Annotated in this window: 21 protein-coding genes; 13 read left to right on the top strand and 8 right to left on the bottom strand. The window is 65.2% G+C overall.

Annotated features, from left to right (window positions below; all coding sequences use genetic code 11):
- Positions 1–3: 3 nt before the first annotated feature.
- Positions 4–3,633 carry a hydantoinase B/oxoprolinase family protein gene (locus ABT24_RS04655; protein ID WP_276727651.1) on the top strand — a complete coding sequence of 1,210 codons (3,630 nt, stop codon included), beginning with the start codon at positions 4–6 and terminating at the stop codon, positions 3,631–3,633.
- Positions 3,634–3,656: 23 nt separating this feature from the next.
- Positions 3,657–4,610: a 1-phosphofructokinase family hexose kinase gene (locus tag ABT24_RS04660; RefSeq protein WP_276727648.1), complete on the top strand. Its 954-nt coding sequence runs from the start codon at positions 3,657–3,659 to the stop codon at positions 4,608–4,610.
- Here the strand turns inward: ABT24_RS04660 and purD are convergent.
- Both purD and ABT24_RS04670 read right to left on the bottom strand, forming a co-directional pair.
- The gene (purD, locus tag ABT24_RS04665) at positions 4,600–5,883 is read right to left on the bottom strand and encodes a phosphoribosylamine--glycine ligase (RefSeq protein ID WP_276727645.1); all 1,284 of its coding nucleotides are present in this window, start codon (positions 5,881–5,883) and stop codon (positions 4,600–4,602) included. The two genes, ABT24_RS04660 and purD, sit on opposite strands and share 11 nt — an antisense overlap.
- 15 nt (positions 5,884–5,898) lie before the next feature.
- Positions 5,899–6,621, bottom strand: coding sequence for a YebC/PmpR family DNA-binding transcriptional regulator (locus tag ABT24_RS04670; RefSeq protein WP_013105173.1), 723 nt, complete (start codon positions 6,619–6,621; stop codon positions 5,899–5,901).
- A gap of 134 nt (positions 6,622–6,755) precedes the next feature.
- Between ABT24_RS04670 and ABT24_RS04675 the strand changes: the two genes are divergently transcribed.
- Complete coding sequence (locus ABT24_RS04675; protein WP_276727642.1) at positions 6,756–8,270, top strand: helicase HerA-like C-terminal domain-containing protein; 1,515 nt, start codon at positions 6,756–6,758, stop codon at positions 8,268–8,270.
- 11 nt (positions 8,271–8,281) lie between these two features.
- Here ABT24_RS04675 and ABT24_RS04680 read toward each other — a convergent pair whose 3' ends face one another.
- Complete coding sequence (locus ABT24_RS04680; RefSeq protein WP_013105175.1) at positions 8,282–8,668, bottom strand: hypothetical protein; 387 nt, start codon at positions 8,666–8,668, stop codon at positions 8,282–8,284.
- Between the two features lie 203 nt (positions 8,669–8,871).
- Between ABT24_RS04680 and ABT24_RS04685 the strand changes: the two genes are divergently transcribed.
- From ABT24_RS04685 to ABT24_RS04695, 3 genes are all read left to right on the top strand, one after another.
- A complete protein-coding gene (locus tag ABT24_RS04685; protein ID WP_276727639.1) occupies positions 8,872–10,641 on the top strand; it encodes a glutamine--tRNA ligase/YqeY domain fusion protein in 1,770 nt (589 codons plus the stop codon).
- A 2-nt stretch (positions 10,642–10,643) separates the two neighbouring features.
- Positions 10,644–11,423 (top strand): 2OG-Fe dioxygenase family protein, encoded by a 780-nt coding sequence (locus ABT24_RS04690; RefSeq protein ID WP_423837797.1) that lies wholly within the window; start codon positions 10,644–10,646, stop codon positions 11,421–11,423.
- 184 nt (positions 11,424–11,607) lie between these two features.
- Entirely contained in the window at positions 11,608–12,204 is a 597-nt protein-coding gene (locus ABT24_RS04695; protein WP_276727632.1) for a Tll0287-like domain-containing protein, read from the top strand.
- Positions 12,205–12,249: 45 nt separating this feature from the next.
- On the opposite strand, the gene ABT24_RS04700 is transcribed toward ABT24_RS04695, so the two are convergent.
- Positions 12,250–12,666 carry a hypothetical protein gene (locus tag ABT24_RS04700; RefSeq protein ID WP_276727629.1) on the bottom strand — a complete coding sequence of 139 codons (417 nt, stop codon included), beginning with the start codon at positions 12,664–12,666 and terminating at the stop codon, positions 12,250–12,252.
- A 166-nt stretch (positions 12,667–12,832) separates the two neighbouring features.
- Positions 12,833–14,074, bottom strand: a complete 1,242-nt coding sequence (locus ABT24_RS04705) for an MFS transporter (protein WP_423837796.1) — start codon at positions 14,072–14,074, stop codon at positions 12,833–12,835.
- A 155-nt stretch (positions 14,075–14,229) separates the two neighbouring features.
- On the opposite strand from ABT24_RS04705, the gene trhA reads away from it, so the two are divergent.
- From trhA to ABT24_RS04720, 3 genes are all read left to right on the top strand, one after another.
- Positions 14,230–14,916: a PAQR family membrane homeostasis protein TrhA gene (trhA, locus tag ABT24_RS04710; RefSeq protein WP_276727626.1), complete on the top strand. Its 687-nt coding sequence runs from the start codon at positions 14,230–14,232 to the stop codon at positions 14,914–14,916.
- 91 nt (positions 14,917–15,007) lie between these two features.
- A complete protein-coding gene (locus ABT24_RS04715; protein WP_276727623.1) occupies positions 15,008–16,693 on the top strand; it encodes an electron transfer flavoprotein-ubiquinone oxidoreductase in 1,686 nt (561 codons plus the stop codon).
- Positions 16,694–16,898: 205 nt separating this feature from the next.
- Positions 16,899–19,241 (top strand): bifunctional diguanylate cyclase/phosphodiesterase, encoded by a 2,343-nt coding sequence (locus ABT24_RS04720; RefSeq protein WP_276727620.1) that lies wholly within the window; start codon positions 16,899–16,901, stop codon positions 19,239–19,241.
- Here ABT24_RS04720 and ABT24_RS04725 read toward each other — a convergent pair.
- Entirely contained in the window at positions 19,211–20,188 is a 978-nt protein-coding gene (locus ABT24_RS04725) for an alpha/beta hydrolase (protein ID WP_276727616.1), read from the bottom strand. The two genes, ABT24_RS04720 and ABT24_RS04725, sit on opposite strands and share 31 nt — an antisense overlap.
- 77 nt (positions 20,189–20,265) lie before the next feature.
- Between ABT24_RS04725 and recJ the strand changes: the two genes are divergently transcribed.
- Entirely contained in the window at positions 20,266–21,990 is a 1,725-nt protein-coding gene (gene recJ / locus ABT24_RS04730; RefSeq protein ID WP_276727612.1) for a single-stranded-DNA-specific exonuclease RecJ, read from the top strand.
- 51 nt (positions 21,991–22,041) lie between these two features.
- Here the strand turns inward: recJ and ABT24_RS04735 are convergent, their stop codons facing one another.
- Complete coding sequence (locus ABT24_RS04735) at positions 22,042–22,470, bottom strand: DUF1841 family protein (RefSeq protein ID WP_276727609.1); 429 nt, start codon at positions 22,468–22,470, stop codon at positions 22,042–22,044.
- Positions 22,471–22,568: 98 nt separating this feature from the next.
- Between ABT24_RS04735 and ABT24_RS04740 the strand changes: the two genes are divergently transcribed.
- Together ABT24_RS04740 and ABT24_RS04745 are read left to right on the top strand one after the other, a co-directional pair.
- A complete protein-coding gene (locus ABT24_RS04740) occupies positions 22,569–23,159 on the top strand; it encodes a malonic semialdehyde reductase (RefSeq protein ID WP_276727606.1) in 591 nt (196 codons plus the stop codon).
- Positions 23,160–23,244: 85 nt separating this feature from the next.
- Positions 23,245–23,877: a nucleotide-binding protein gene (locus ABT24_RS04745; protein WP_276727602.1), complete on the top strand. Its 633-nt coding sequence runs from the start codon at positions 23,245–23,247 to the stop codon at positions 23,875–23,877.
- Between the two features lie 121 nt (positions 23,878–23,998).
- On the opposite strand, the gene ABT24_RS04750 is transcribed toward ABT24_RS04745, so the two are convergent.
- On the bottom strand, positions 23,999–24,814 hold the full coding sequence (locus ABT24_RS04750; RefSeq protein WP_013122609.1) for a Crp/Fnr family transcriptional regulator: 816 nt from the start codon (positions 24,812–24,814) through the stop codon (positions 23,999–24,001).
- Between the two features lie 283 nt (positions 24,815–25,097).
- Here ABT24_RS04750 and nadC point away from each other — a divergent pair, with 283 nt between their 5' ends.
- Positions 25,098–25,937, top strand: a complete 840-nt coding sequence (gene nadC / locus ABT24_RS04755; protein WP_276727599.1) for a carboxylating nicotinate-nucleotide diphosphorylase — start codon at positions 25,098–25,100, stop codon at positions 25,935–25,937.
- The last annotated feature ends 15 nt before the right edge of the window (positions 25,938–25,952 follow it).

Genomic DNA, 25,952 nt, shown 5'->3' on the forward strand with positions numbered 1-25,952 from the left:
GCCATGCTTGCCCCGTCCGATCGCTGGCAATTCTGGATCGACCGTGGCGGCACGTTCACCGACATCGTTGCGCGTCGGCCCGATGGAAGTTTGGTGGCGCACAAGCTGCTGTCGGAGAACCCGCAGCAGTACCGCGACGCGGCGGTGGCGGGCATACGCCAACTGCTGGGGTTGCAGCAGGGGGCTTTGATCACGCCGGGGCAGGTGGAGAGCGTGCGCATGGGCACGACGGTGGCGACCAATGCGCTGCTGGAGCGTAAGGGCGAGCCGGTGGTGCTGGTGACCACGCGCGGGTTTCGCGACGCGCTGCGCATTGCGTACCAAAACCGTCCCAGACTATTTGACCGCCGCATCGTGTTGCCCGAGCTGCTTTACAGCCGGGTGATCGAGGCGCAGGAACGTGTGGGGGCCAACGGAGCGGTGTTGCGGCCGCTCGATGCCGAGGCCTTGCGGCGCGATCTGCAAGATGCCTTTGATGCTGGGCTGCGTGCGGCGGCGATTGTGTTCATGCACGGCTGGCGTGAGCCCGAGCACGAGCTTGCTGCGGCGCGCATCGCCCGCGAAGTCGGCTTCACGCAGGTGAGTACCTCGCATGAAACCAGCCCGCTGATGAAGTTTGTCTCGCGGGGCGACACCACGGTGGTCGACGCCTATCTCTCGCCCATTCTGCGTCGCTATGTCGATCAGGTGGCCGCCGAGATGCCGGGGGTGCGGCTGCTGTTCATGCAGTCCAGCGGCGGGCTGACCGAGGCGCATGCTTTTCATGGGAAGGACGCGATTCTGTCTGGCCCGGCAGGCGGCATCGTGGGCATGGCGCGCACGGCGGAGCAGGCGGGCCATGCCAAGGTCATCAGCTTCGACATGGGGGGCACCTCGACCGACGTGTCGCATTACGCGGGCGAGTTCGAGCGGGTGTTCGATACCCAGGTGACCGGGGTGCGGGTGCGCGCGCCGATGTTGCATATTCATACCGTGGCGGCCGGGGGCAGTTCCATTCTGCATTTCGATGGCGCACGGCTGCGCGTGGGGCCCGATTCGGCCGGGGCCAACCCGGGCCCGGCCAGCTACCGGCGCGGTGGGCCGCTGACCATCACCGATGCGAATGTGATGCTCGGCCGCATTCGCCCCGAGCACTTTCCGTCCGTGTTCGGACCGCGGGGCGACGCTCCGCTGGATGCTGACGGGGTGCGCGAGCGCTTTACCGAACTGGCCGCGCGCATCGCCCGCGACACCGGCCAGCCGCAAACCCCGGAGGATGTAGCCGAGGGCTATCTCGCCGTTGCGGTGCAGGCCATGGCCGGGGCGATCAAGCGTATTTCGTTGGCGCGCGGCTATGACGTGGCGCCCTACACCCTGCAATGTTTTGGCGGCGCCGGGGCGCAGCACGCCTGCAGCGTGGCCGATGCGCTGGGCATGGAGCGGGTGTTCATCCATCGCTTCGCCGGAGTGCTCTCCGCCTACGGCATGGGGCTGGCCGAGCAGACCGCCATGCAGCAGCGCAGTGTGGAAGCGCCGCTGCACGACGACCTGCTGCCGCGCCTGCACGCTTTGCGCGACACGCTGGCGGCGCAGGCGCGGCAAGAGCTGCAAGCGCAGGGCGTGGATGCGCCCAGCATCCGTTTGCGCGTCAGCGTGCTGTTGCGCTATGCGGGCAGCGATAGCGCGCTGCCGGTGGCGCTGGCCGATGCGGGGGCGATGCGGGCCGAATTCGAGCGCATCTATCTGCAGCGCTATGCCCACCACATGCCCGAACGCGGCCTGGTGGTCGAGGCGTTGTCGGTGGAGGCCGCTGGAGGCGGCGCACCACTGCACCACGAGGCGCTGCAGACGGAAGTGACGGGCGTCATGCCGCCGCACGCCCGGCTGCCCGTGTTCATTGGCGGCCGCTGGCAAGACACCGTGCTGGTGCGGCGCCCCGAGTGCCAGCCGGGCCAGCATGTCGATGGCCCCGCGTTGCTCGCAGATGCCCATACCACGGTGTTCGTTGCCCCCGCCTGGCGCGCCCGCATCACCGCGGCCGGTCATGTTGAATTGCACCGGCAGGCCACCCAGACCCGCGCGTGCGATGACGACACCGCGGTCAACCCGGTGCGGCTGGAGCTGTTCAACAACCAGTTCATGCACATCGCCGAGCAGATGGGGGTGCAACTGCAAAACACCGCCGTGTCGGTCAACATCAAGGAGCGGCTGGACTTCTCTTGCGCGCTGTTCGACGCGCAGGGCCAGCTCATCGCCAATGCGCCGCATGTGCCGGTGCATCTCGGGTCGATGGGCGAGAGCATCCAGACGGTCATTCGCGAAAACCGCGCCACCATGCGGCCTGGCGATGTGTTCATGCTCAACGATCCCTATCACGGCGGCACGCATCTGCCCGATGTCACCGTGGTCACGCCGGTGTTCGACGCCGCAGGGCGCGAGGTGCTGTTCTACGTGGGTTCACGCGGCCACCATGCCGACATCGGCGGCATCACGCCGGGCTCCATGCCGCCGTTCTCGTGCAGCATTCTTGAAGAAGGCGTGGTGATCGACAACTTCAAGCTGGTGGACGCAGGCCGTCTGCGCGAGGCCGAGGTGCTGGCGCTGCTGTCTGGCGGACGCTGGCCAGCGCGCAATCCGCAGCAGAACCTGGCCGACCTCAAGGCGCAGATCGCGGCCAACCAGACCGGCGCATACGAATTGCGCAAGCTCGTGGCCGACTATGGGCTGAACGTGGTGCGCGCCTATATGCAGCATGTGCAGGACAACGCCGAGGCCGCGGTGCGCCGGGTGATCGGCGCGCTGCATGACGGCGCGTTCAGCCTGGAGCTCGATAGCGGCGCACGCATCTGCGTGAGCATCCGTGTCAACCGCGAGCGGCGCGAAGCCGTGATCGACTTCACCGGCACCTCGCCGCAGCAGCCCGACAACTTCAACGCGCCCAAGGCCGTTACCGTGGCGGCGGTGCTGTACGTGTTTCGCTGCCTGGTGGACGACGACATTCCGCTCAACGCCGGTTGCCTCAAGCCCCTGCAACTCATCGTGCCCGAGGGCTCGATGCTTGCGCCGCGGCCGCCCGCTGCCGTAGTCGCAGGCAATGTGGAAGTGAGCATGTGTGTCACCAATGCGCTGTTCGGCGCACTGGGCGTGCAGGCCGCAAGCCAGTGCACCATGAACAACTTCACCTTCGGCAACGCGCAGCATCAGTATTACGAGACCATCGCGGGCGGCTCCGGCGCGGGAGGTGTGTTCGATGCCCAGGGCCAGCAAACCGGCGGCTTCGACGGCGCCTCCGTCGTCCAGACCCATATGACCAACTCCCGACTGACCGATCCCGAAGTGCTGGAATGGCGCTATCCCGTGCGGATGGAGAGCTTCGCCATCCGCGCCGGTTCGGGCGGCGCCGGGCGCTGGCGCGGCGGCGACGGCGGGGTGCGGTGCATCCGCTTTCTCGAGCCGATGACCGCGGGCATTCTCTCCAATGGCCGCCGCGTGCCCGCCTTCGGCATGGCGGGCGGCGCTCCTGGCGCCATGGGCCTCAACCAGATCGAACGCGCCGATGGCCGCATCGAGCCGCTGCCCGCTTGCGCCAGTGTAGAAATGCAGCCGGGAGATGTATTCGTCATTCAAACGCCCGGCGGCGGCGGTTATGGTTGAGGGCATCGCAAAGAGGAAACCGCATGACCCCCGTTCAAGCCGACGTGCCGCCCATCGTCACCCTCACGCTCAACCCCTGCGTGGACGTAAGCTACGACATCCCGCAACTGATCGAAGACCAGAAAGTCCACGCCACCGCCACGCGGCTTGATCCCGGCGGCAACGGTATCAACGTGGCGCGCGCGCTCAAGCGGCTGCGCATTCCGGCATGGGCCTGCGCCACCGTGGCGGGCGAAATCGGCATGCTGTTCGAGCGACTGATCGCCGGGCAAATCGACCATCCTCATCTGGTGCGCATCGACGGCGAAACCCGTATCAACACCACCTTGCAGCAGCGCCAGCCGCGTGCCCAGTTCGAGGTCAGCGCCACCGGGCCGGTGATCGACGCCGCGATACTGGACCGCATCAGCGCCGAAGTGCTCGAACTCGCCCGCAATGGCTACGCAGTGCTCACCGGCTCGCGTTCCCCTGGCGTTCCGCCCGGCTATTACGCCGAGTTGTGCGCCGCCCTGCGCGCCCAAGCCGCAAAGCCCGTGGTAGACGCGCAGGGCGAGGCGCTGGCGCAGGCAGTGGCCGCCCGGCCCTTTCTCATCAAGCCCAACCGTTTCGAACTCGAACAGCTCGTCGGCCGACCGCTGCCCACGCGGGATGAGGTCATCCGCGAGGCCCGCGTGCTGCACGCGCAAGGCGTGGAGTGGGTCTGTGTCTCTCTGGGCGGCGAAGGCGCGGTGCTGGTGGGCGCCGAGACCTATATCGGCCACGCGCCCGAGGTGGTGGTGGTGTCCACCGTCGGCGCGGGCGATTCGATGGTCGGCGGTTTGGTCGCCGCCCTCTCACGCCATGCAACACCCGCCGATGCCCTGCGTCTCGCCCTGGCCTGCGGCAGCGGCACTTCTCAGCAGCCGGGTACCGAGCTATTCGATCCGGCCGTTTTGCCCGGCTTGCAGGCGCAGGTCAACGTTCAGCTTATCGCTTGATGGCCCGCCAGCCGATGTCGCGGCGGCATTGCATGCCGTCGAAGTGAATCGTGTGGATGGCCTCGTAAGCCCGTTGCTGCGCGATGCGCGGCGAATCGCCCAGCGCGGTGACGGCCAGCACCCGGCCGCCCGAGGTGCGCAGCACGCCCTGCGCGTCAAGCGTGGTACCGGCATGGAAGGTGATGCAGTCGGCGGTCTCGGGCGGAATGCCGGTGATCGCGTCGCCCTTGCGCGGGCTTTCAGGGTAGCCATGTGCGGCGAGCACCACGCCCAGGGCGGTGCGGCGGTCCCACTCCAGTTCCACTTGATCGAGCTGCCCGGCGATGGCCTTCTCGAACACCACCGAAAGGTCGCTCTTGAGACGGGCCATGATGGGCTGGGTTTCCGGGTCGCCCATACGGCAGTTGAATTCCAGCGTCTTGGCGCGGCCTTGGGCGTCGATCATCAGCCCAGCGTAGAGAAAGCCGGTGAACGGAATGCCGTCGGCCGCCATGCCTTTGACGGTGGGCTGGATGATTTCGCGCATCACCCGGGCGTGCACTTCGGGCGTGACCACGGGCGCTGGTGAGTAGGCGCCCATGCCGCCGGTGTTGGGGCCGTTGTCGCCATCGAGCAGCCGTTTGTGATCCTGGCTGGAGGCCAGTGCGAGCACATGCAGGCCGTCGACCATGACGATGAAACTGGCTTCCTCGCCCTGCAAAAACTCTTCGATGACCACGCGTGCGCGGCCCGCGTTGTGCTGCACGCCGTAGCGGTTGGCCTGCAGCATGTCGTCGATCGCGGCATGGGCTTCTTCCGCCGTCTGCGCCACCACCACGCCCTTGCCCGCAGCCAGGCCATCGGCCTTGACGACGATGGGCGCGCCGTGCTCGTCTACATAGGCATGCGCTGCCGCAGCGTCTTCGAAGGTGGCATAGGCGGCGGTAGGAATATGGTGCCGCGCCATGAAGTCCTTGGAGAAGGCTTTGGAGCTTTCGAGCTGGGCGGCTGCGCGCGTCGGGCCGAAAATTTTCAGGCCGCGGGCGCGAAAGCCATCGACGATGCCAGCGGCCAGCGGCGCTTCGGGCCCGACCACGGTGTAGGCGATTTTTTCGCGCACGCAGAACGCGGCCAGCTCTTCGGCGTTGGCCACCTGCAGGTTCTCCAGCCGGGAGTCGAGCGCGGTGCCGCCGTTGCCGGGAGAGACATAGACCTTCTGTACCCGCGGCGCCTGCGCCAGCTTCCAGGCGATGGCGTGTTCACGTCCGCCGGAGCCGATGACGAGGAGTTTCATGGTGAATACGGTGGTTTAGGCGAAGGCGGCGTTGTGATAGACCTCTTGCACATCGTCGAGGTCTTCCAGGGCGTCGATGAGTTTTTGCATCTTTTCGGCGTCGTCGCCCGCCAGCTCGACCGTGTTGTCGGCGCGCATGGTGATGACGGCGAGTTCCGGCTGCAGCGCGGCGGCTTCGAGCGCGGCGCGCACCGCCTCGAACTGGGCCGGCGGAGTGAGCACTTCGATCGCGCCGTCGTCATCCGTGATCACGTCGTCCGCTCCAGCCTCCAGCGCTACTTCCATCACCTTGTCTTCCGAGGTGCCGGGCGCGAACACGAGCTGGCCGCAATGCCTGAACTGGAAGGCCACCGAGCCCTCGGTGCCCAGATTGCCGCCGTTCTTGGACAGCGCATGGCGCACTTCGGCCACGGTGCGCACGCGGTTGTCGGTCAGGCAGTCGATGATGATCGCCGCACCGCCCACGCCATAGCCTTCGTAGCGAATTTCTTCGTAATGCACGCCTTCGAGCGCGCCGGTGGCCTTGTCGATGTTTTTCTTCACCGTATCGGCGGGCATATTCGCCGCCTTGGCCTTGTCGACCGCCAGGCGCAGGCGGGGATTGGCGTTGGGGTCGCCGCCGCCCAGACGGGCTGCGGCCGAGATTTCACGAATGATCTTGGTCCAGACCTTGCCGCGTTTTTCGTCCTGACGGCCTTTGCGGTGCTGGATATTGGCCCATTTGGAATGTCCGGCCATGGTGGTGCGATGCTCCTGAGGATGCCCTGCGGCAGGGTGACAGCGTGCAGCGAGGGCGTTGATAGACTGCGAATTCTACTTTCGCGCCGTGCGCCCGATTCCCGCTCGCCCCCCTTCACACCCAGGCTACCGCCATGTCCGACCCCATCCTCATCGCCCAGCACGGCAAGGTGCAATGCCACTTGTTGCCGCGCCTGTCCAATCGCCACGGCCTCATCACCGGCGCGACCGGCACCGGCAAGACCGTGAGTCTGCAGGTGCTGGCAGAGGCGTTTTCGCGCATCGGCACGCCGGTATTCATGGCCGATGTGAAGGGCGACCTGACCGGAATTTCACAAGCGGGCAGTCTGAGCCCCAAGCTGACTGAGCGCCTCAAGACCCTCGGTCTGCCCGAGCCGACTTTCGGCGCCTGCCCGGTGACGCTGTGGGACGTGTTCGGCGAGCAGGGCCATCCCATCCGCGCCACCATTTCCGACATGGGGCCGCTGCTGCTGGCGCGGTTGCTGCAACTCAACGAAACGCAGACCGGCGTGCTCAATCTGGTGTTCAAGATTGCCGACGACAACGGCCTGCTGCTGCTCGACATGAAGGATCTGCGCGCCATGCTGCAGGAGGTGGGCGACAACGCGGCGAGCTTCACTACCGAGTACGGCAATATCAGCGCGGCCAGCGTGGGGGCCATTCAGCGCGGGTTGCTGCAGCTTGAAAGCCAGGGCGCCGACAAGTTCTTCGGCGAGCCCATGCTCAACATCGACGACCTGATGCAGACCGACGGCAATGGGCGCGGCATGGTCAACATTCTCGCGGCCGACAAGCTCTATCAGGCACCGCGTTTGTATGCGACCTTTCTGCTGTGGTTGTTGTCCGAGCTGTTCGAGCGTCTGCCCGAAATCGGCGACCCCGATCAGCCCAAGCTGGTGTTCTTCTTCGACGAGGCGCATCTGCTGTTCAACGATGCGCCCAAACCGCTGCTGGAAAAAATCGAGCAGGTCGTGCGGCTCATCCGCTCCAAGGGTGTGGGCGTGTTCTTCGTCACGCAGAACCCGCTGGACATTCCCGATACCGTGCTCGGCCAGCTGGGCAACCGCATTCAGCACGCGCTGCGCGCGTTTACCCCGCGTGACCAGAAGGCAGTGAAAACCGCGGCCGACACCATGCGTCCCAACCCCGGTCTGGACGTGGCCCAGGCCATCACCGAACTCGCGGTGGGCGAGGCGCTGGTGTCGCTGCTCGACGAAAAGGGTCGCCCCACACCGACCGAGCGCGTGTGGATGCTGGCGCCCGGCAGCCGCATCGGGCCGATCAGCCCCGAGGAACGCAAGGCGCTGATGCAGGGCTCGCTGGTGGCGGGGGTGTATGAAAAAACGGTAGACCGCGAATCGGCCTACGAACTGCTCAAAGGTCGTGTGGAAACCGCGCAAGAAGTCGCCGCGCCCGCGCCAACTGCCGGAGCGCCAACCGGTTCAGGCGGCGGTCTGCTCGATTCGCTGGGGCAGGGCCTGGGCGGTCTGGCGCGCGGGTCGGGCCGCAAGGATTCCATGCTCGAAACCCTGGCCAAATCGGCCGCGCGCAGCATCGGCAGCACCGTGGGCCGGGAAATCATCCGCGGCGTGCTGGGCAGCCTGCTGGGGGGCAGCAAGCGCCGCTGATCACTCTATGCTCAGCGGCGATCCCAATCGCCTCGGTCGTGGTCGCGATGCCCCCAGCCGTGTCCGCGGTCATGCCGCCAATGATCGCGGTCCCAGCGGCGCACCGGAGCGCCGTAGTAGTAGGGCGGCGCGACTGCCACCGGGGTGTAAACCTGACCATAGCCGTAGTACACCGGGCGCGGCGGGGGAGGAGGTGGGGCGAAATAGACCGGCGGCATGGGCGGCGGCGGTGCATACACCACCGGCGGCGCCTGATACACCGGGTAAGCATTCGAAAAATTGGTCACCACCCCGGGAACGCCGACGTTGACCGACCAAAACACCCGGTCAGCATGCGCCGCGGGTGCGGCAATCAGTGCGGCGCTGCCCGCAAGGGCCAGAACGATGTGACGGAACATGATGGAAACCTCCTGAACATCTTGTGGTTGGTGCTTGAGTAACGAGAGCCATTCCGGCTTGCCGACAGCGCGTGTGAAGTTTTTTCCCGCGCTTCAATCGGGGCAGAATTTTGGCTTTCAGCCCGGCGCAGGACAGGGCAGCCTGTTTGCACTGCAACACAGCCGCGTCCTGCCTTTTCCAGACCTGTTCAAATAGCGGGGCTATGGAACCTCTTGACAAACCTTCGAACTTCCTGCGTCAGATTATCGAGCGCGATCTGGCGCAAGGCATTTATGCAAACCGGCGTTTTGCCGGTCATCCGGCCGACGCTGCCGGACATGCTGCGGGCCAGCCCGATCCGGCACGCATCCGCACCCGCTTTCCGCCCGAGCCCAACGGCTATCTGCACATCGGCCACGCCAAGAGCATCTGCCTGAATTTCGGTCTGGCGCAGGATTTCGGCGGGGTCTGCCATTTGCGCTTCGACGACACCAATCCCGAAAAAGAAGACCAGGAATACGTCGATGCCATTCTCGATGCGGTGCATTGGCTGGGCTTCGACTGGAACGCGGACGGCGTTTCGCATCTGTTCTATGCCAGTGACGACTTCGATTTCATGTACCGCTGCGCCAGCGCGCTGATCGAACACGGTCTGGCTTACGTGGATGAACAGAACGCTGACGACATGCGCCGCAACCGCGGTACGCTCACCGAGCCGGGTGTGGACAGCCCCTGGCGCAACCGTACGCCCGAGGAAAACCTGCGGCGTTTCGAGGAAATGCGCGCGGGCCAGCACCCGGAAGGCAGCATGGTGTTGCGCGCAAAGATCGACATGGCCGCGCCTAATATCAATTTGCGCGATCCGGCGATTTACCGCATCCGCTTCGCGCACCATCACCGTACGGGCGACACCTGGTGCATCTACCCGATGTACACCTTCGCGCATCCGATCGAAGACGCGATGGAATGCATCAGCCACAGCCTGTGCACCCTGGAGTTCGAGGATCAACGGCCTTTCTACGACTGGCTGCTCGATCATCTCGTGCGGCTGGGCTTGGTCGCCAGTCCGCGGCCGCACCAGTACGAATTCGCCCGCCTGAATCTCACCTATGTGGTGACGAGCAAGCGCAAGCTCGCGCAACTCGTGGCCGAGCGCCATGTGGGCGGCTGGGACGACCCGCGCATGCCCACGCTGGTGGGCTTGCGTCGGCGCGGTTACACGCCTGAGAGCCTGCGTCTGTTCACCGACCGCATCGGCGTGAGCAAGGCCGATTCCTGGATCGACTACAGCGTGCTCGAACAGGCTTTGCGCGACGATCTCGATGCGCGCGCCCCGCGTGCAATGGCCGTGCTCGATCCCCTCAAGCTCGAACTCACCAACTGGGCCGAGGTGTTCGGCAACGCGGCGCACGCCGAGCCCTGCAGCGCGCCCGTCCATCCCGGACATCCCGAGATGGGGCGGCGGCAGTTCGACCTCACCGCGCAGGTCTGGATCGAGCGTGAAGACTTCATGGAGGTTCCGCCCAAGGGCTATCACCGCCTCACGCCCGGTGGCCTCGCGCGGCTGAAATACGGCTACGTGATTCGTTGCACCGGCTGTGAAAAAGATGCCGATGGGCGAGTCACCAAGGTGCTGGCCGAACTGTTGCCCGACACCAAAAGCGGCACGCCGGGGGCAGACGCGGTGAAGGTCAAAGGCGTGATTACCTGGGTGAGCGCCAGCCTGGGCGTGGCCGCGCAGGTGCGCTTGTTCGACCGCCTGTTCACCGAGGCGCATCCCGACGCGGGTGGCCGCGATTTTCTCGCTGTGCTCAATCCGCAAAGCAAGCAGACGGTGCAGGCCTATATCGAGCCCGCGCTGGCCATAGCTCCTGCCGGAGCCTCGTTTCAGTTCGAGCGGCACGGCTATTTTGTCGCCGACCGGGTCGATCATTCCCCGGCGCAGCCCGTGTTCAACCGCACGACGACGCTCAGAGACAGCTGGGGCAAGTGATGATGCAGGCGCCCGATGACACCCTGAGTTTTGGCGCGCCCATGCCCGCGGGCAGCAGCGCGCTGGCGCGCTTGCAGCAGCAAGGTTTTTGTGTGCTGGGCGCAGCCGATCTGGCCGCCATGGCGGGCTATGACCTGGCGAGCTGTGCACCGGCCCTCGGTTTGTGGAACGACCTGCCGCCCGACGATTACCTCAAAGACGGCGGGCACTATCGCTTTCGGCGTCACGGCAGCTTCATTCAGACCCGGCAGCCGGCCGCAGGGCAGGCGGAGCTTCAGACCGCGCCGCACCGTGCGCATTGGCAGCCGACCTCTTATAACGCGCTGCACGGCGGCATGTTGCGCTGGTTCGCGCCCTTGACCGCCGAGCTGCAGCGGGCACCGTTCTGGCAGCCCTTGCTGCTCGGGCTGGGGCGGCTGTTCGCGCAGGTGCGCCCGGCGCCGCAATGGTTCATCGAAGCGCACCAGTTCCGCATCGATACCCGCGAAGGTGTGGGCCGCCCGACGCCGGAAGGGGCGCACCGCGACGGCGTGGATTTTGTGGCCGTGGTGCTGATCTCGCGGCACGACATTCGCGGTGGCGAAACCCGGGTGTTCGAGCTCGCCGGACAACGCGGCGTGCGCTTCACTCTGGCCGAGCCGTGCAGCGTGCTGCTGATGGACGACACCCGCGTGATTCACGAAAGTACCCCCGTCCTGCCCGCAGGCGAAACCCGAGGCGGCTGGCGCGATACCTTGGTGCTGACTTATCGCGCGGGGGGCTTCCTCGATCCGCAGACCTGAGTTTGGGACTGCAAAAAAAGTGCGACATGTCGCCGCTGTCAGACGGTCGTCTGCTGTGAGTTTGATTTCAATCAATATGAAGCGCAAGCGCGCGAACTAGGGCAGACTCGAAACACAATTAGTTACATAATCGCGCCAAGGTGTCCGGCAAGTCGTCAGGACGCGATTTTCTGGAGAGATGCTCATGCGTCATTTGACTCGTCATTTGCCACCCTTGATGGCTGCGCTGGCCGTTGCAGCTGTGCCGGTTTCCGCTCTTGCGCAACAGGCCGCAAGCCCCGAACAGATGCAGGCCACTCGCGCCGTCACCGGCGAGCTGCTCAAAACCCTGAGCGGCAAGCTGCAGGAGAGCATGAAGGAAAACGGCCCGGCGGGTTCGATCACGGTTTGCAAAACCATCGCCCCCGAAATCGCCATGGGTCTGGCCGACAAGACTGGTTGGAAGATCACCCGCGTGGGCACCCGAGTGCGCAATATCGACATGGGCACACCCAACGTCTGGCAGCACAAGGCGCTGGGCCACCTGAACGCCGATCTGAAATCGGGCGCCAAGCCCGAAACCCTGGAATGGAGCGAAGTGGTGACTGAGAACGGCAAGCCCACCCTGCATTACGCCAAGGCCATCGTGCTGCAGACGCAATGCCTAGCTTGCCACGGTACCACCGCGCAACTCGCACCCGGCGTGGCCGACAAACTCAAGACCGACTACCCGCACGATGCGGCCACTGGCTACGCGCCGGGGCAGCTGCGCGGCGCCGTAGTCATCAGCCGCCCGCTGTAATCAGCCGCAGAAGCAGGGCACAACGGCAAGACGCCTGCCCGCGCCTCACCAGCGCAGGTAGGCGTTTTTGTTTCCGGTCTGCATCTCGATTTTGCGTTCCTGCTGTTTGTGCAGCCCGACGATGGTGTACTGACCCGCAGGCGCTTTGAGATAGCACAAAGGGCCGCCAGCGGTGAACTGGGCCACGGTCTTGCCGTGCTGCATGACATGGATCGGCACATCAGCCAGATAGGCCCCTTGCGGCCCTTCCACCATCCAGAAGCCGAGATTGAATTCGGGCGCTCGCGCCTGCAGCGCTTTCAGGCTGCCTTGGCCCACGCCGCCGCAGAGGTAAGAGATATCTCCGGCGTGGTGAACCTCCGCAGCCTGGCTCAGAGTGGGGCTGAGCAAGCCAGCCGCCGACACGCCCACTAAAGCGCCGATCAGTGCGCCCCGGCGCAGGGCTTGATACGAGAGGGACATGATGATGATCCTTTCAAGACTTGCGTGAACACGCCCTGAAATAGACCTTGCCCGGCGGGCCGGGTTCGCCCGTGGGCGGCAGCCCTTCAGCCTCGTTTCATTTTTCTGCGGCCATGAAAAAACCCCGCCGGGGCGGGGTTTGGCCCGGGGTTTGGCCGAAATGCCGTCAGGCGGCTGCGGGTTTGGGCGGCGCAGCCTTGGGTTGATGCAGATTGGGTAGAAACACGGCCAAGAGCCCGATAAGCGGCAGGAAGGAGCAGATTTTGTAAACCGCGTCGATGCCCCACATATCGGCCAACTGGCCCAGCATGGCTGCACCGATACCGCCAAGGCCGAACGCCAAGCCGAAGAACAGCCCGGCCACGGTGCCGACCTTGCCGGGAATGAGCTCCTGCGCATAGACCACCATCGACGGAAATGCCGAGGCCAGCATGAAACCGATGATGGCGCTGAGCACGGCCGACATCTCCAGACTGGCGTAAGGCAGCATCAGGGTGAAGGGCGCCACGCCGAGGATGGACACCCAGATCACCGCCTTGCGGCCGACCCGGTCGCCGATCGGGCCGCCCATCAGCGTTCCCGCCGCGACCGAGGCGAGGAAGACAAAGAGGTGGTACTGCCCAATTTCCGTGCTGACGTGGAATTTGTGCATCAGATAAAAAATGAGATAACTGTTGATGCTCGCCAAATAGAAGAACTTGGAGAAGATCAGCGCCAGCAGCACCGCCAGCGTGCGGCGCACCAGATGCGGCGGAACCGGTGAATGCTTGATGGCGGTGGCCTTCTTCGGCAGGCGGTGCTGGTGGCTGTACCAGCGACCCACGCCGATGAGCACGACGATGGCCAGCAGGGCGGCCAGCGAAAACCACGCCACGCTCTTTTGCCCATGCGGCAGCACGATCCACGCGGCCAGCAGCGGCCCGGTGGCGGTGCCCGCATTGCCCCCCACCTGGAAGATGGACTGCGCCAGACCGTGGCGTCCGCCCGAGGCCATGCGGGCCACGCGCGACGACTCCGGGTGGAAGATCGAGGAGCCGGTGCCCACCATGGCCGCGGCCAGCAGCAGGATGGGGAAGGTCGGCGCCACCGACAGCGTCAGCAGCCCGGCCAGGGTGCAGCCCATGCCCACCGCCAGCGAATAGGGTTTGGGATATTTGTCGGTGTAGTAGCCCACCAGCGGCTGCAGCAGCGAGGCGGTGAATTGATAGGTGAGGGTGATCAGACCGATCTGAGCGAAATTCAGATGGAAATCGGTTTTGAACAGCGGATAGATCGCCAGAATCAACGACTGGATCATGTCGTTGAGGAAATGCGAAAAGCTGATCGCTCCGAGGATGCGAAAGCGGGTCTGCTCCGCCGGGGCGTTGTCAGCCGGGGCGAGTGCAGCGGTGGTGGGGGTGGAACTCACGGTCTGGATCTTTGTGGGAGTGCGGGAAAACGCAAAAATAGCCTTAATTTGCGTGAGCGCAAGGATAGTGCGGCAGGGAGATATTTGCACAGGCAGGGAATTTTCCAGGAGCCGGTCGGGTGCGCGAATTCAGGGAGCGGCTTAATATTTGCTGCATGGCACAAATCGCAACTGAACGCGCAACCGAGGGCGCAACCGACATCGCCACTCTGCGATCGCAGAGTCTGGGCGAAGAGATCGCAAACAGCATCAGCCACGGGCTCGGGCTGTTGCTGTCGATTGCTGCGCTGCCCGTGCTCATCGTTCATGCGGTTGGGTACCAGCCGGTGGCCAGCGTGGTGGGGGCGACGGTTTTCGGCGCCAGCGCCATCCTGCTCTATCTCGCCTCCACTCTGTACCACGCCCTGCCGCAGCCGCGGCTCAAGGCGGTGTTTCAGCGTCTCGACCATGCCGCCATTTACCTGCTGATCGCCGGCACCTACACCCCCTTCACCCTGGGCGTGTTGCGCGGAGGATGGGGGTGGACCTTGTTCGGCCTGGTCTGGGGGCTGGCGGCGATGGGGCTGCTGCTCAAGGCGTTTGCCGGGGTGCGCTTTCCGCACCTGTCCACTGCACTTTATCTGGGCATGGGTTGGGTGGTGCTGATCGCCATCGTGCCGCTAGCCGAGCGCATCGCGCCGATGGGGCTGTTCTGGCTGGTGGCGGGCGGCGTGTCTTACACCCTGGGGGTGGTGTTTTTTGTGTTCGACGAGCGCTGGCGCTACGCGCACTTCGTCTGGCATCTGTTCGTGCTCGCGGGCACGGTCTGTCATTTTTTCGCGGTGCTCTATTACGCTGTCTGAAATGCGGTTGCCCTAAAATCGAACGACCGTTCTTTTTTGTGGCCGCCGTGCCTAAAATGCTGCTCAAAACAGCCTGACCGTGGAGACCGCGATGACCCCGCATCAACTCTTGGAAAAATTCGGCCCGCGCGAGGCCATGGATTACGACGTCGTCGTCGTCGGGGCCGGCCCTGGCGGACTGGCTACGGCCATCCATCTCAAACAGTTGGCGCAGCAGGCCGGGCGCGAGATCTCGGTCTGCGTGCTGGAAAAAGGTTCCGAGCCGGGTGCGCACATTCTGTCCGGGGCCATCATGGATCCCGGCGCGCTGACCGAACTGTTCCCCGACTGGAAGGCGATGGGCGCGCCGCTGAATCAGCCAGTCATGGCGGATCAGTTTTTGTTCCTGAGCGACGCCAACGCCAAGCCCGCGCCCGCGGCTTTTCTGCCCGACTGTTTCAAGAATCACGGCAACTACGTCATCAGCCTGGGCAATCTGGTGCGCTGGATGGCGCAGCAGGCTGAAGCGTTGGGCGTGGAGATTTTCCCCGGCTTCGCCGCGGCCGAGGTGCTCTATGACGAGCAGGGCCGTGTTTGCGGCGTGGCCACGGGCAACCAGGGGCTGGGCAAGGACGGCGAGCCGACCGATCATTTCGCGCTGGGCATGGAACTGCGCGCCAAGTACACGGTGTTCGCCGAAGGCTCGCGCGGTCAGCTGGGCCGCGAGTTGATCGCGCATTTCAAGCTCGACGCTGGCCGCGATCCGCAAAGCTACGGCATTGGCATCAAGGAGCTCTGGGAAGTCGCCGCCGACAAGCATCAGCCCGGGCTAGTGCTGCACACCGCAGGCTGGCCGCTCGATCCCAAGACTTACGGCGGAGGGTTTCTCTACCACCTCGAAGACCGCAAGGTGGCCATCGGCTTCGTGGTCGGGCTGGATTACACCAATCCGTGGATGAGTCCGTTCGAGGAATTTCAGCGGCTCAAGACCCATCCGGCAATTCGCGGTTTGTTCGACGGCGCCAAGCGTCTGGGCTACGGCGCACGCACCATCACGGCCGGCGGGCTGTTGAGCTTGCCCAAGCTGGTGTTTCCCGGCGGCTGTCTGGTGGGGTGCGAAGCGGGGTTTCTCAACGCCTCGCGCATCAAGGGCAGTCATGCGGCGATCAAGACCGGCATGATGGCGGCGCAGGCCATCGCCGATGCGCTGGCTGCAGGGCGCGCGCAGGACGAACTCAGCGCCTATCCTGCGGCGTTCGAGCAGTCATGGCTGCATGCCGAACTCAAGACCGCGCGCAATTTCAAGCAGTGGTTCAAGAAGGGCCGACTGGTGGGCACGCTGATGACCGGCATCGAGCGTTGGTTTCTGCCTCGCATCGGCATCAAGTCGCCGCCGTGGACGGTGCATCACCATGTGCCTGACCACGCCATGCTCAAGCCTGCGGCCGATTGCCCGCGCATCGACTATCCGAAGCCCGACGGCGTGCTTACTTTCGACCGGCTGAGTTCGGTCTATTTGAGCAACACCAATCACGAGGAGAATCAGCCGCCCCACCTCACGCTCAAGGACGTGTCGGTGCCGGTGCAAGTCAACCTCAAGACCTATGCCGGGCCGGAGACCCGCTACTGTCCGGCCGGGGTGTACGAATTCGTCAAGGGCCCAGACGGCTGCGACAAATTGCAGATCAACGCGCAGAACTGCGTGCACTGCAAGACCTGCGACATCAAAGACCCGACGCAGAACATCGTCTGGGTCGCGCCCGAAGGCGGGGGCGGGCCGAACTACGTCGGCATGTAGGGCCTGTCAACGCTGCAGATCGCTATCGGTGCACCCGGGCTCGATCTGCCGACGCAGGGCACAGCGGCCGCGGGGGTGGCCGCCAAAGTGTGAAGTAATCGACGGGCTCTTCAGACAAGGCGCATTTACACTGCGCCCAACTTAAAAAAAACCGGCGCAGATCGCACAGCATCGTGCGGGATACCGGTACGTGATTTTTTGCTGCATGCCTGGTTCCACCCCGCTGTTTTCCCCCGCCCAGACGCTTGCGCCGCAAGGCGCCGCGGCCATGCCGCGCCGACTGCGTCGCGGCTATTGGGGTCTGGTCGGGCTCACCTTGGTTTTCGCGGCCTGGCTGGCCTGGATCAACTGGCAGCGGCAGGACGTCACGCTGCGCAGCACCCTGCGGGTGGAAACGGCGTTTCTCGCGGACGCCACCTCGGCCTATCTCGACCGCTATGAATCGGTCATGTCCGCGCTTGGCAACGATCTGCTGACGCGTCCTGAATTGCTGGCCGCACCCGATCAGCTCCAGCCGCTGTTGCAGCGCTATCGCGCCCTGCTCGGGCCGGATCAGGCCTTGTCGATCAATTTGTCCATGGCCGATGGCCAGATGTTTGCCACGACCCTGCCCGGACAGAGGCGCTTGCCCAATTTCCGCAACATGCCCGACATCTGGCCGGGCATCCAGCAGGCGGGACGCACTGGGGGCCTGGAGGTGGGCAAGGCGGTGTATGGCCCCATGCTGCATCGCTGGGTGATTCCTCTGCGCCTGATCGTGAAAAACGCCGCGGGGCAGCCGCAGTTGCTGATTGCGGTGCCCGTGGAGCTCAATGACTTTCTCGAGCGCTGGCGGCGTTCCGTGGCGGCTGCGGAATATGCCATGCCGGGCATGTCGATCGCGCTGATGCGCGTAGATGGCTACCTGCTCGCGCGCTGGCCCGCGCCCAAGACGGACGATTTGCCGCGCTTTTACAGCGCCAAGCGGCAGGGAGAACTGGCCCGTGCCGCGCGGCATGCGCCGGATGGCGCCACCTCCGGCGTGTTCAGCGGCCGGGTGGACTCGGACGATATTCCCCGCCTGGGCGCCTGGGTGCGCCTGCCGCACTACGACGTGCTGGTGAACATGACCGTGCCGCGCGCTTTGATCTGGCGTGATTTCTGGCGCGCCTACTGGCCTGCGCTGACCATTCTGGCGCTGTGGTTGGCGGTGCTCACGCTGGCCTATCGGCTGGTGCGCAAACAGGCCGAGCGCGACAGCGCGCAACTGCGCGATCGGTCCGAAATCATGTACCGCCTGGCCAATCAGGACAGCCTCACCGGGCTGCTCAACCGCCGCGGCATAGGTGAATACCTGCAGCGCGCCCATGATCGCGCTAGAGACCATGGCATCGGCTACGCGCTGGTGCTGTTCGACCTCGATCACTTCAAGCTGATCAACGACGGCTTCGGCCACGCCGCGGGCGACGCCGTGCTGCAGCAGGTGGCGCACCTGCTGCAAACCCGGGTGCGCAAAGAAGACCAGGTGGCGCGCTGGGGCGGCGAGGAGTTTTTGGTGCTGCTGCCCGATTCGTCGCTCGAGACCGCGCACGCCACGGCGGAGAAGCTGCGCGACCTGATCTCGCACACTCGCATGTCCGTGGGCGGCTCGGAGTTGCGGCTGACGGCGAGTTTCGGCGTTTCGGCCTGGGAGCCCGGCGGCCCGCTCACCTCCGCCGAGCTGCTGGGGCAGTGCGACTCCGCGCTCTACAACGCCAAGGCCGGCGGGCGCAACCGGGTCAAGCAGTTCGAGGGCAAGTCGGCGCAGGACTATCTGCAGGGCTTCACCCTCAAGCGCGCCATCGAGGACGACCGCATCCGCGTGGCCTACCAGCCGCTGGTGTCCCTGGCCGACGGGCAGATCATGGGGTTTGAAGCCCTCGCGCGGCTGGTTGCGGAAAACGGCGATGTGATTGCGGCCGGGCAGTTCATCGACGTGGCCAACCGTCTGCGCCTGGAGCACCGCATCGATTCGCGTGTGTCCAAGCAGGTCATGGCGCGCTGCAGCCAGCGCATGGAGCAGACCGGCACGCCGATGAAGTACATGATCAACTGCTCTGCCGACTTCCTCAGTCGACCGGAAGATGTGCAACAACTGCTTGACCGGGCGCAGCATTTCTGCAGCACTTGCGCGGTGGATATGACCGGCAAGGCCAAGCCCATGGTCATCGAGATCACCGAACGTCAACTCATCGGAGATGCCGAAGCGGTGCGCCAACTGGTGCAGCCGCTGATCGACTTCGGCTTCCAGCTCGCGGTGGACGATTTCGGCAGCGGCTACTCGTCGTATCTCTATGTGCTCAAGCTGCCGGTGAGCTACCTCAAGATCGAGGCCGAGCTGGTGCGCGAAGCCGCGCACAGCGCGCGGGCGCAGGCCATGGTGCGCTCGATCAACAGCATGGCGCACGAGCTGGGCATCCTGACCATCGCCGAAGGCATCGAAGACGAGGCCACCGCCGAAGTCATGCGCCGCATCGGCGTGGACTGGGGACAGGGCTACTACTGGGGACGGCCGGAGATCGAGGCGTAGCAGCCGCAACCCGAGTCCGTGGCGATGCGGTTTGCCAGATCTGTCGGTGCGCTGTTGACCTGATTCAGGAAGCCGATGACCTGGGGCATTTGCTCGAGAAAAGCGTCCATCGAATCATGCCCGCCGGGGCCGATGTGCAGTTGCACGCTGTCGCGCGCTGCGGCGGCGGCCAGCAGGCGGTGCGCATCTTCCACCGGCACCGTGGTGTCGTGCTCGCCGTGCATCAGCAGCACGGGGCAGCGCAGTTGCGGCAGGGTGGTGAGCGGGGCGATGGTGTCGAAGCGATAGCCGATGGTGCGCTGCACATACTGCAGGATGTAGGGGCCGATGACGGCATCTGGCAGGTTTTGTTCGGCCATCCAGCGCTGCATCATGTCGGCGGGGTGGGCGAAGGCGGCCAGGCTGACGACGGCGGCGATTTGCGGCCGCCAGGTGGCCGCCAAAAGCACCGCGCCCGCGCCGACGGAATGGCCGAGCAGGGCGATGCGGCTTGGGGCGATGTCGGGTTGGGCGGCCAACCAGTCCACCGCGTGCACCGTGTCTTCGGCGAAGCGCGGCAGCGAGGTGAAGGGCTCGTCATCGCTGGCGCCGTGGCAGCGGGTGTCGATGAACAGCAGCGCAAGCCCGGCGGCATGCAGCGCGGGGGCCAGTGGCAGCATGAGGTCGGCATTGCTGCCCCAGCCATGCACGATGACGAGGGCGGGCGAGGGCCGCGGCGCGGCTTGCGGTGCGGGCAAATACCAGGCGTGCAGGGTTTTGCCGTTGGCGGTGGGGATGCGCACCGTGGCAAACGCCAGGCCGAAGTCACCCGGGCTGCGGGTGTGCGCCAGGCGCGGGGCGCGCAGGCTGCGGCGCAGCCCCCAGTTGAGCAGCGGCCGCAGCGGCGGCGAGGTCATCCACGGCAGCACCGTGGGCAGCAGAGCAGAGACGAGTTTGGAGCGCGACATGGACTGCGCAGTGTAGGGGCGGGGGTGGGCCGCTGCGGCATCGGTTCCAATAGTGTTTTGACTCTCGACACGAACCCATGCAATTCGTTCTGCGCCAACCCGATCCCCGCGCTCAGCACCGGCTGCAAGCGGCCGGCACGCATCCCTTGCTGGCGCAGTTGTTCGCCGCGCGCGGGGTCAAAGAGGCGGATGAACTGGAACTGGCCTTGCCGCATTTACTGCCGCCCAAACAGCTCAAGGGCGCGGAGGACGCCGCGCGCATGCTGGCCGATGCCATTGCGCGCGGCGAGCGCCTGCTCATCGTCGCTGATTACGACTGCGACGGCGCCACCGCCTGCGCCGTGGGGCTGCGCGGCCTGCGGGCGATGGGGGCGGCGGTTTCCTACCTCGTGCCCAACCGCTTCACCACGGGCTATGGCCTGTCGCCCGCGGTGGTGGAGCTGGCCTTGCAGCACGCCGATGGCAAGCCCGACTGGATCGTCACCGTGGACAACGGCATCGCCAGTGTCGAGGGCGTGGCGCGGGCGCGCGAGCAGGGCATTCGCGTGCTCGTCACCGACCACCACCTGCCGGGCGACACGCTGCCCGAGGCCGAGGTCATCGTCAACCCGAATCAGCCGGGCTGTGACTTTCCGAGCAAGTCCATCGCCGGGGTCGGGGTGATGTTTTATGTGCTGCTGGCGCTGCGGTCTGAACTTCGCCAGCGCGGGGTGTTCGACGCCGCCAGCCAGCCGCGCCTCGACGCCTTGCTCGATCTCGTGGCCCTGGGCACCGTGGCCGACGTGGTGCGGCTCGATGCCAACAACCGGCTGCTGGTGGCGCAGGGGCTCAAGCGCATCCGCGACGGGCGCATGCAGCCGGGTGTTGCCGCGCTGCTGCAGGTGGCGGGGCGTGAGGCGGCGCGGGTGAACAGCGCCGATCTGGGCTTTGCGCTGGGGCCCCGTATCAACGCCGCGGGGCGCTTGGCGGATATGACCGTAGGCATCGAGTGCCTCGCCACAGACGACCCCGCCCGCGCGCTGCAACTCGCGCAACTGCTCGACACCTTCAACCGCGAGCGGCGCAGCATCGAAGACGGCATCAAGGCCGAGGCGCTGGCCATGCTGGAAGGGCTGGATCTCGGTACTGAAGGCAGCGCCCCCGCCATCAGCCTGTTCGCGCCCAACTGGCACGAAGGCGTGATCGGCATCGTTGCCGGGCGCATCAAAGACCGCGAGCATCGCCCTACCTTTGTGTTCGCCCCGGCTGAAGACGGCACGCTGCGTGGCTCGGGCCGCTCGATTGCCGGGTTTCATCTGCGCGACGCGCTCGATCTCGTCTCCAAGCGCGAGCCGGGTCTGTTGCTGCGCTTCGGCGGCCACGCCATGGCGGCGGGTTGTTCCTTGGTGGACGATGGCTTCGAGCGCTTTCGCGCCGCGTTTGCCCAAGTGGCCGCCGAATGGCTGGCGCCGGCCCAGTTGCAGCGCCGCATTGAGGTGGACGGGCCGCTACCCGCGCAATGGCTGCTGCCCGAAATGGCGTCGCTCCTTGCTGCGCAGGTGTGGGGGCAGGGCTTCGCCGCGCCCTTGTTCAGCGCCCGGGTGCAGGTGCGACAGCAGCGGCTGCTCGGCGAGCGTCACTTGAAAGCCAAGGTGCGGCTGCTCGACGGCGAGGGCGCGCCCGGCAACGCGCAGTTCGACCTCGTGGCTTGGGGCCGCACCGACTTTCTCCCGGATGAAGCGCGCATCGCCTACCGGCTGGAGAGCAATACCTGGCAGGGCATCACCCAGGTGCAACTGGTGCTTGAAGCCATCGAAGGATGAAGGCGCGCGTCCGAAAACCTCGCTGCGCTCGGTTCTCGCCCCAAAGGGCTATCAGCGCCGCGTCGCGCGGCGCTGCACGCAGTCCACATAGGCGGCGCCATCCGGGGGCAGACCGCTGCGCTGCGCCGTCCACAACATCTCGCCCAGACACTCCATGATGGTGTGGTGTGCTTCGTGCTCGCCCAGCTTGCTGCGCAGCAACTCAAAGGCCTGGCGGATGCCCGGCGGCTGGTCGATGGACACCTGCTCGGCGATCGTCAGATGCATCGACAGATGCAGAAACGGGTTGGTGCGGCCCTGCTCCACGGCGTAGTCGCGGCTGGCGCTTTGCGGGTCGGTGAGCTCGGCGTGATATTCGGGGTGCAGTTCCATCCAGTCTGCCGCGATGAGTTCCAGCGGCGTGAGCACGCCGCCAGCACGATGCCGCTTCCAGGCGGAAAGAAAAAACTGCCGAACCTCGTCTTTGCTGGGATTGAACATGGTGGGCGTATTGTCCTGCAGCCGATCCGCCCGTGATTCGCATGCACTTACAAATCGGTTTTGAGCGACCATTTCAGCTTGTTCTCAGGAGACTCACCATGCCCATGATCGACGCCAGCGCCCTGCGCCAACTGTTTGACCAAGCCCGCACGCACAACGCCTGGCTGGACCAGCCCGTGCCCGAGCACCTGCTGCACCAGCTCTACGACCTGATGAAATGGGGGCCAACCTCGGCCAACTGTTCCCCGGCGCGCATCGTGTTTGTGCAGTCGCAGGAGGCCAAGGCCCGCCTTGCGCCCTGTATGAGCGAGGGCAACCGCGCCAAGACGCTCAAAGCGCCAGTGACCGCCATCATCGGCATGGACATGGCGTTTTACGACCAGCTGCCACAGCTGTTTCCGCACAATCTCGACGCGCGCAACTGGTTTGCGGGCAAGCCGGATTTCATCGCCTCCTCGGCGATGCGCAACTCCAGCCTGCAAGGCGGCTATTTCATTCTCGCGGCCCGCGCCCTGGGGCTGGACTGCGGCCCGATGAGCGGATTCGACGCCGACGCGGTGAACGCCGCATTTTTCGCGGGCACCGAAGTCAAGGTGAACTTTCTGTGCAATCTCGGCTATGGCGACGCCAGCGCGTTGTTCCCCCGCAGCCCGCGTCTGAGCTTCGAGCAGGCTTGTCGCATCGCATAGGGCGCGCGTGCGCGGCGTGGAGTTTGTGCGTCGGTTCTGGTAATTTCGTACCCATCACCAGAACACAAAACAGAAAGGACGCCTCATGCCGGTCATCGTTGTCGCCAATCCCAAGGGCGGGGTGGGCAAATCCACCCTGTCCACGCAGGTTGCCGGATTTTTCGCCAGTCAAGGCCATGGGGTCATGCTGGGCGACTCCGACCGGCAGGAATCGGCCCGCCTCTGGCTGTCGCTGCGCGATTCAGCGCTGCCGCGCATCGACACCTGGGAGATGAGCTTTGATTACATCGCCAAACCGCCCAAGGGCACGACCCACGCGGTGATCGACACCTCCGCCGGGCTGCATGGCTGGCGGCTGAACGATGTGATGAAACAGGCCGACAAGGTGCTGGTGCCGCTGTCGGCGTCGATTTTCGACATCTACGCCACGCAGGAATTCCTGGAAAAACTGCGCGAGGCGCGTGAAAAACACGGCTTCGATGTGGGCCTGGTGGGCGTGCGCATCGACCCGCGCACCCATGCCGCCGAGCAATTACAGGCCTTCGTGACGCAAAGTGGCCTGCCGATGCTGAGCAATCTGCGCCAGACCACGCTGTACCCGCAGATGGCCGCGCACGGCCTCACCCTGTGGGACCTGCCGCCCAGCCAGGCGGCCAAAGACCTGGAGCAATGGCTGCCCATCACTCGCTGGCTGCAGCAGCCGTCAGGGCGCGGGTAAAAAAATAGGCACATCCTGCAAACATTGCGTCGGATGTGCCCAAGCTGCAAGGAAGCTGGCGGCTGCGGTTTTTCGGGAGTTTCGCTCTGCCGTTTTGTCGAAGGGATGGTTTCGGCCCGCCTCAGGCGGCGCGTTCGGGTTGCGCGACGAGACCGAGCGCCGGGCGGTTGACGCGGAACAAGCGCGGGCCGACATGCTCGAGCAGCTTGTCGCGCTCGAACTGGGCGATCACGCGGCTGGCCGTTTCGAGCGCCACGCCGAGCATGGCGCCGAGGTCGCTGCGCTTGGGTAGGGTGATGGTGTCGTTGAGTTCCGGGTCGGCCAGTTTGAGCAGCAGACGAGCCATGCGCGCGGGAATGGCTCCCGAGCCGAGCAGCAGCGCCCATTCGTCGGTGTCGCGCAGCGCGCGGTGCCAGCGCTCCAGAAACTCCTGGCGCAGATTGGGCACCTGCTCTTCCATTTTGCGAATCACTTCCACCGGAATGCGGCACACCCGCACCGCGCCGATGGCCGAAGCGTGATGCATATAGGGCTCTTGAATGAAGCACTCCAGCCCGATCAGATCGCCGCGCCGCGCCACGCGGGTGATGCGGCGGGTGCCATCGGGCAGCACGCGTTCCAGCTTCACATAGCCGGTCTTGATGGTGTAGAGCCAGTCGCCCCGCTGCCCTTCGCTGAACAGCTGCTGTCCGGGGGCAAATTGCATGTCGTCGATGACCTGATGGAAGGTGTCGAAGTCTTCCATGCGCAGCGCGCCGAACAGCGCAATACGGCGCACGCCGCAGCTGCGACAGTCGGAAGCGCCGCGCCAGGCGTTAACCACCTCGGTATGCGCCAGGCGGTTGGCTTCCGGCTGCTTGCTGCGCGGCAAGGTTTTGCGCAGGGTCGCGAGCGGAATCGCCGTGGTTGTCTGCGGATTGGCAAAAGTGGTTTCCATAACTCGCTTTCATTGATTTAGCGCAATATTAGCGAGTACTGATATGGCCTTGTCAATATAGGGAATTCACCGTGATAACTAGGACTAACCCTGATTTTTGGCGCGCTTCATTGCGGAATGTCGATTTTTGCAGCGCACAAAACTGCGGCAATCTGTCGCGGGTGCGGTAGCCCTTTGTGCCCAATCCGCGACAACCTGACACACCCGCGACGCCCGGGACGGTTTGCCGATCCGCCTACACTGCAACGCTTTTCAGCCTGTAAAGACGAAAGGCGCGATCACCATGATGGATGTGCACACTCTGGCCGCCCGCGATGTGCGGCGAGCTTTGGAGGAGGATCTGGGCAGCGGCGACCTCACCGCTGCGCTAATCGACCCGCAGACCGTGGCGCGTGCCACGGTGCGCAGCCGTGAGGCCGCGCGGTTGTGCGGCACGCCGTGGGCCAATGCCTGCGTGCGCGCGCTCGACCCGGCGGCGCATCTGGAGTGGTTAGCGCCTGAAGGCGCTACGTTGCAAGCAGATGCTGTGTTTTTGGAGATCAGAGGCAAAGCACGGGCGCTGCTCAGCGCCGAGCGGACGATGCTCAATTTCCTGCAATTGCTCAGCGCGGTGGCCACGCGTACCGCGCAGTATGTGGACGTGGTGCGCGGCACACGGGCGCAAATTGTCGATACCCGAAAAACCCTGCCGGGCTTGCGTCTGGCGCAGAAATACGCGGTACGTGTGGGCGGTGGAATGAATCACCGCATCGGCCTGTTCGACGCTGTGCTGATCAAGGAAAACCATATCGCCGCCGCAGGTGGGGTGGCGCAGGCGCTGCACAGGGCGCAGGCGGTGGCGGCGCAGGCGCACTTCATCCAGATCGAGGTCGAAACCCTGGCCCAGCTCGACGAGGCTCTGCGCGCAGGCGCGCGTATGGTGCTGCTGGACAATATGTCGCTCGATCAACTGCGCGAGGCGGTCCGCCTCACCGGCCAGCGCGCCGTGCTGGAAGTGTCTGGCGGGGTGGATCTGCAAACCGTGCGTGCCATTGCAGAAACCGGCGTGGACCGCATCTCCGTGGGCAAGCTGACCAAGGATGTGCAGGCCGTCGATCTGTCGATGCGTTTTACGGCGCTTTGATTTGTTGCGCATTCA

The sequence above is a fragment of the Thiomonas sp. SCN 64-16 genome (genome assembly GCF_001725585.1).
Lineage (GTDB): Bacteria > Pseudomonadota > Gammaproteobacteria > Burkholderiales > Burkholderiaceae_C > Thiomonas > Thiomonas arsenitoxydans.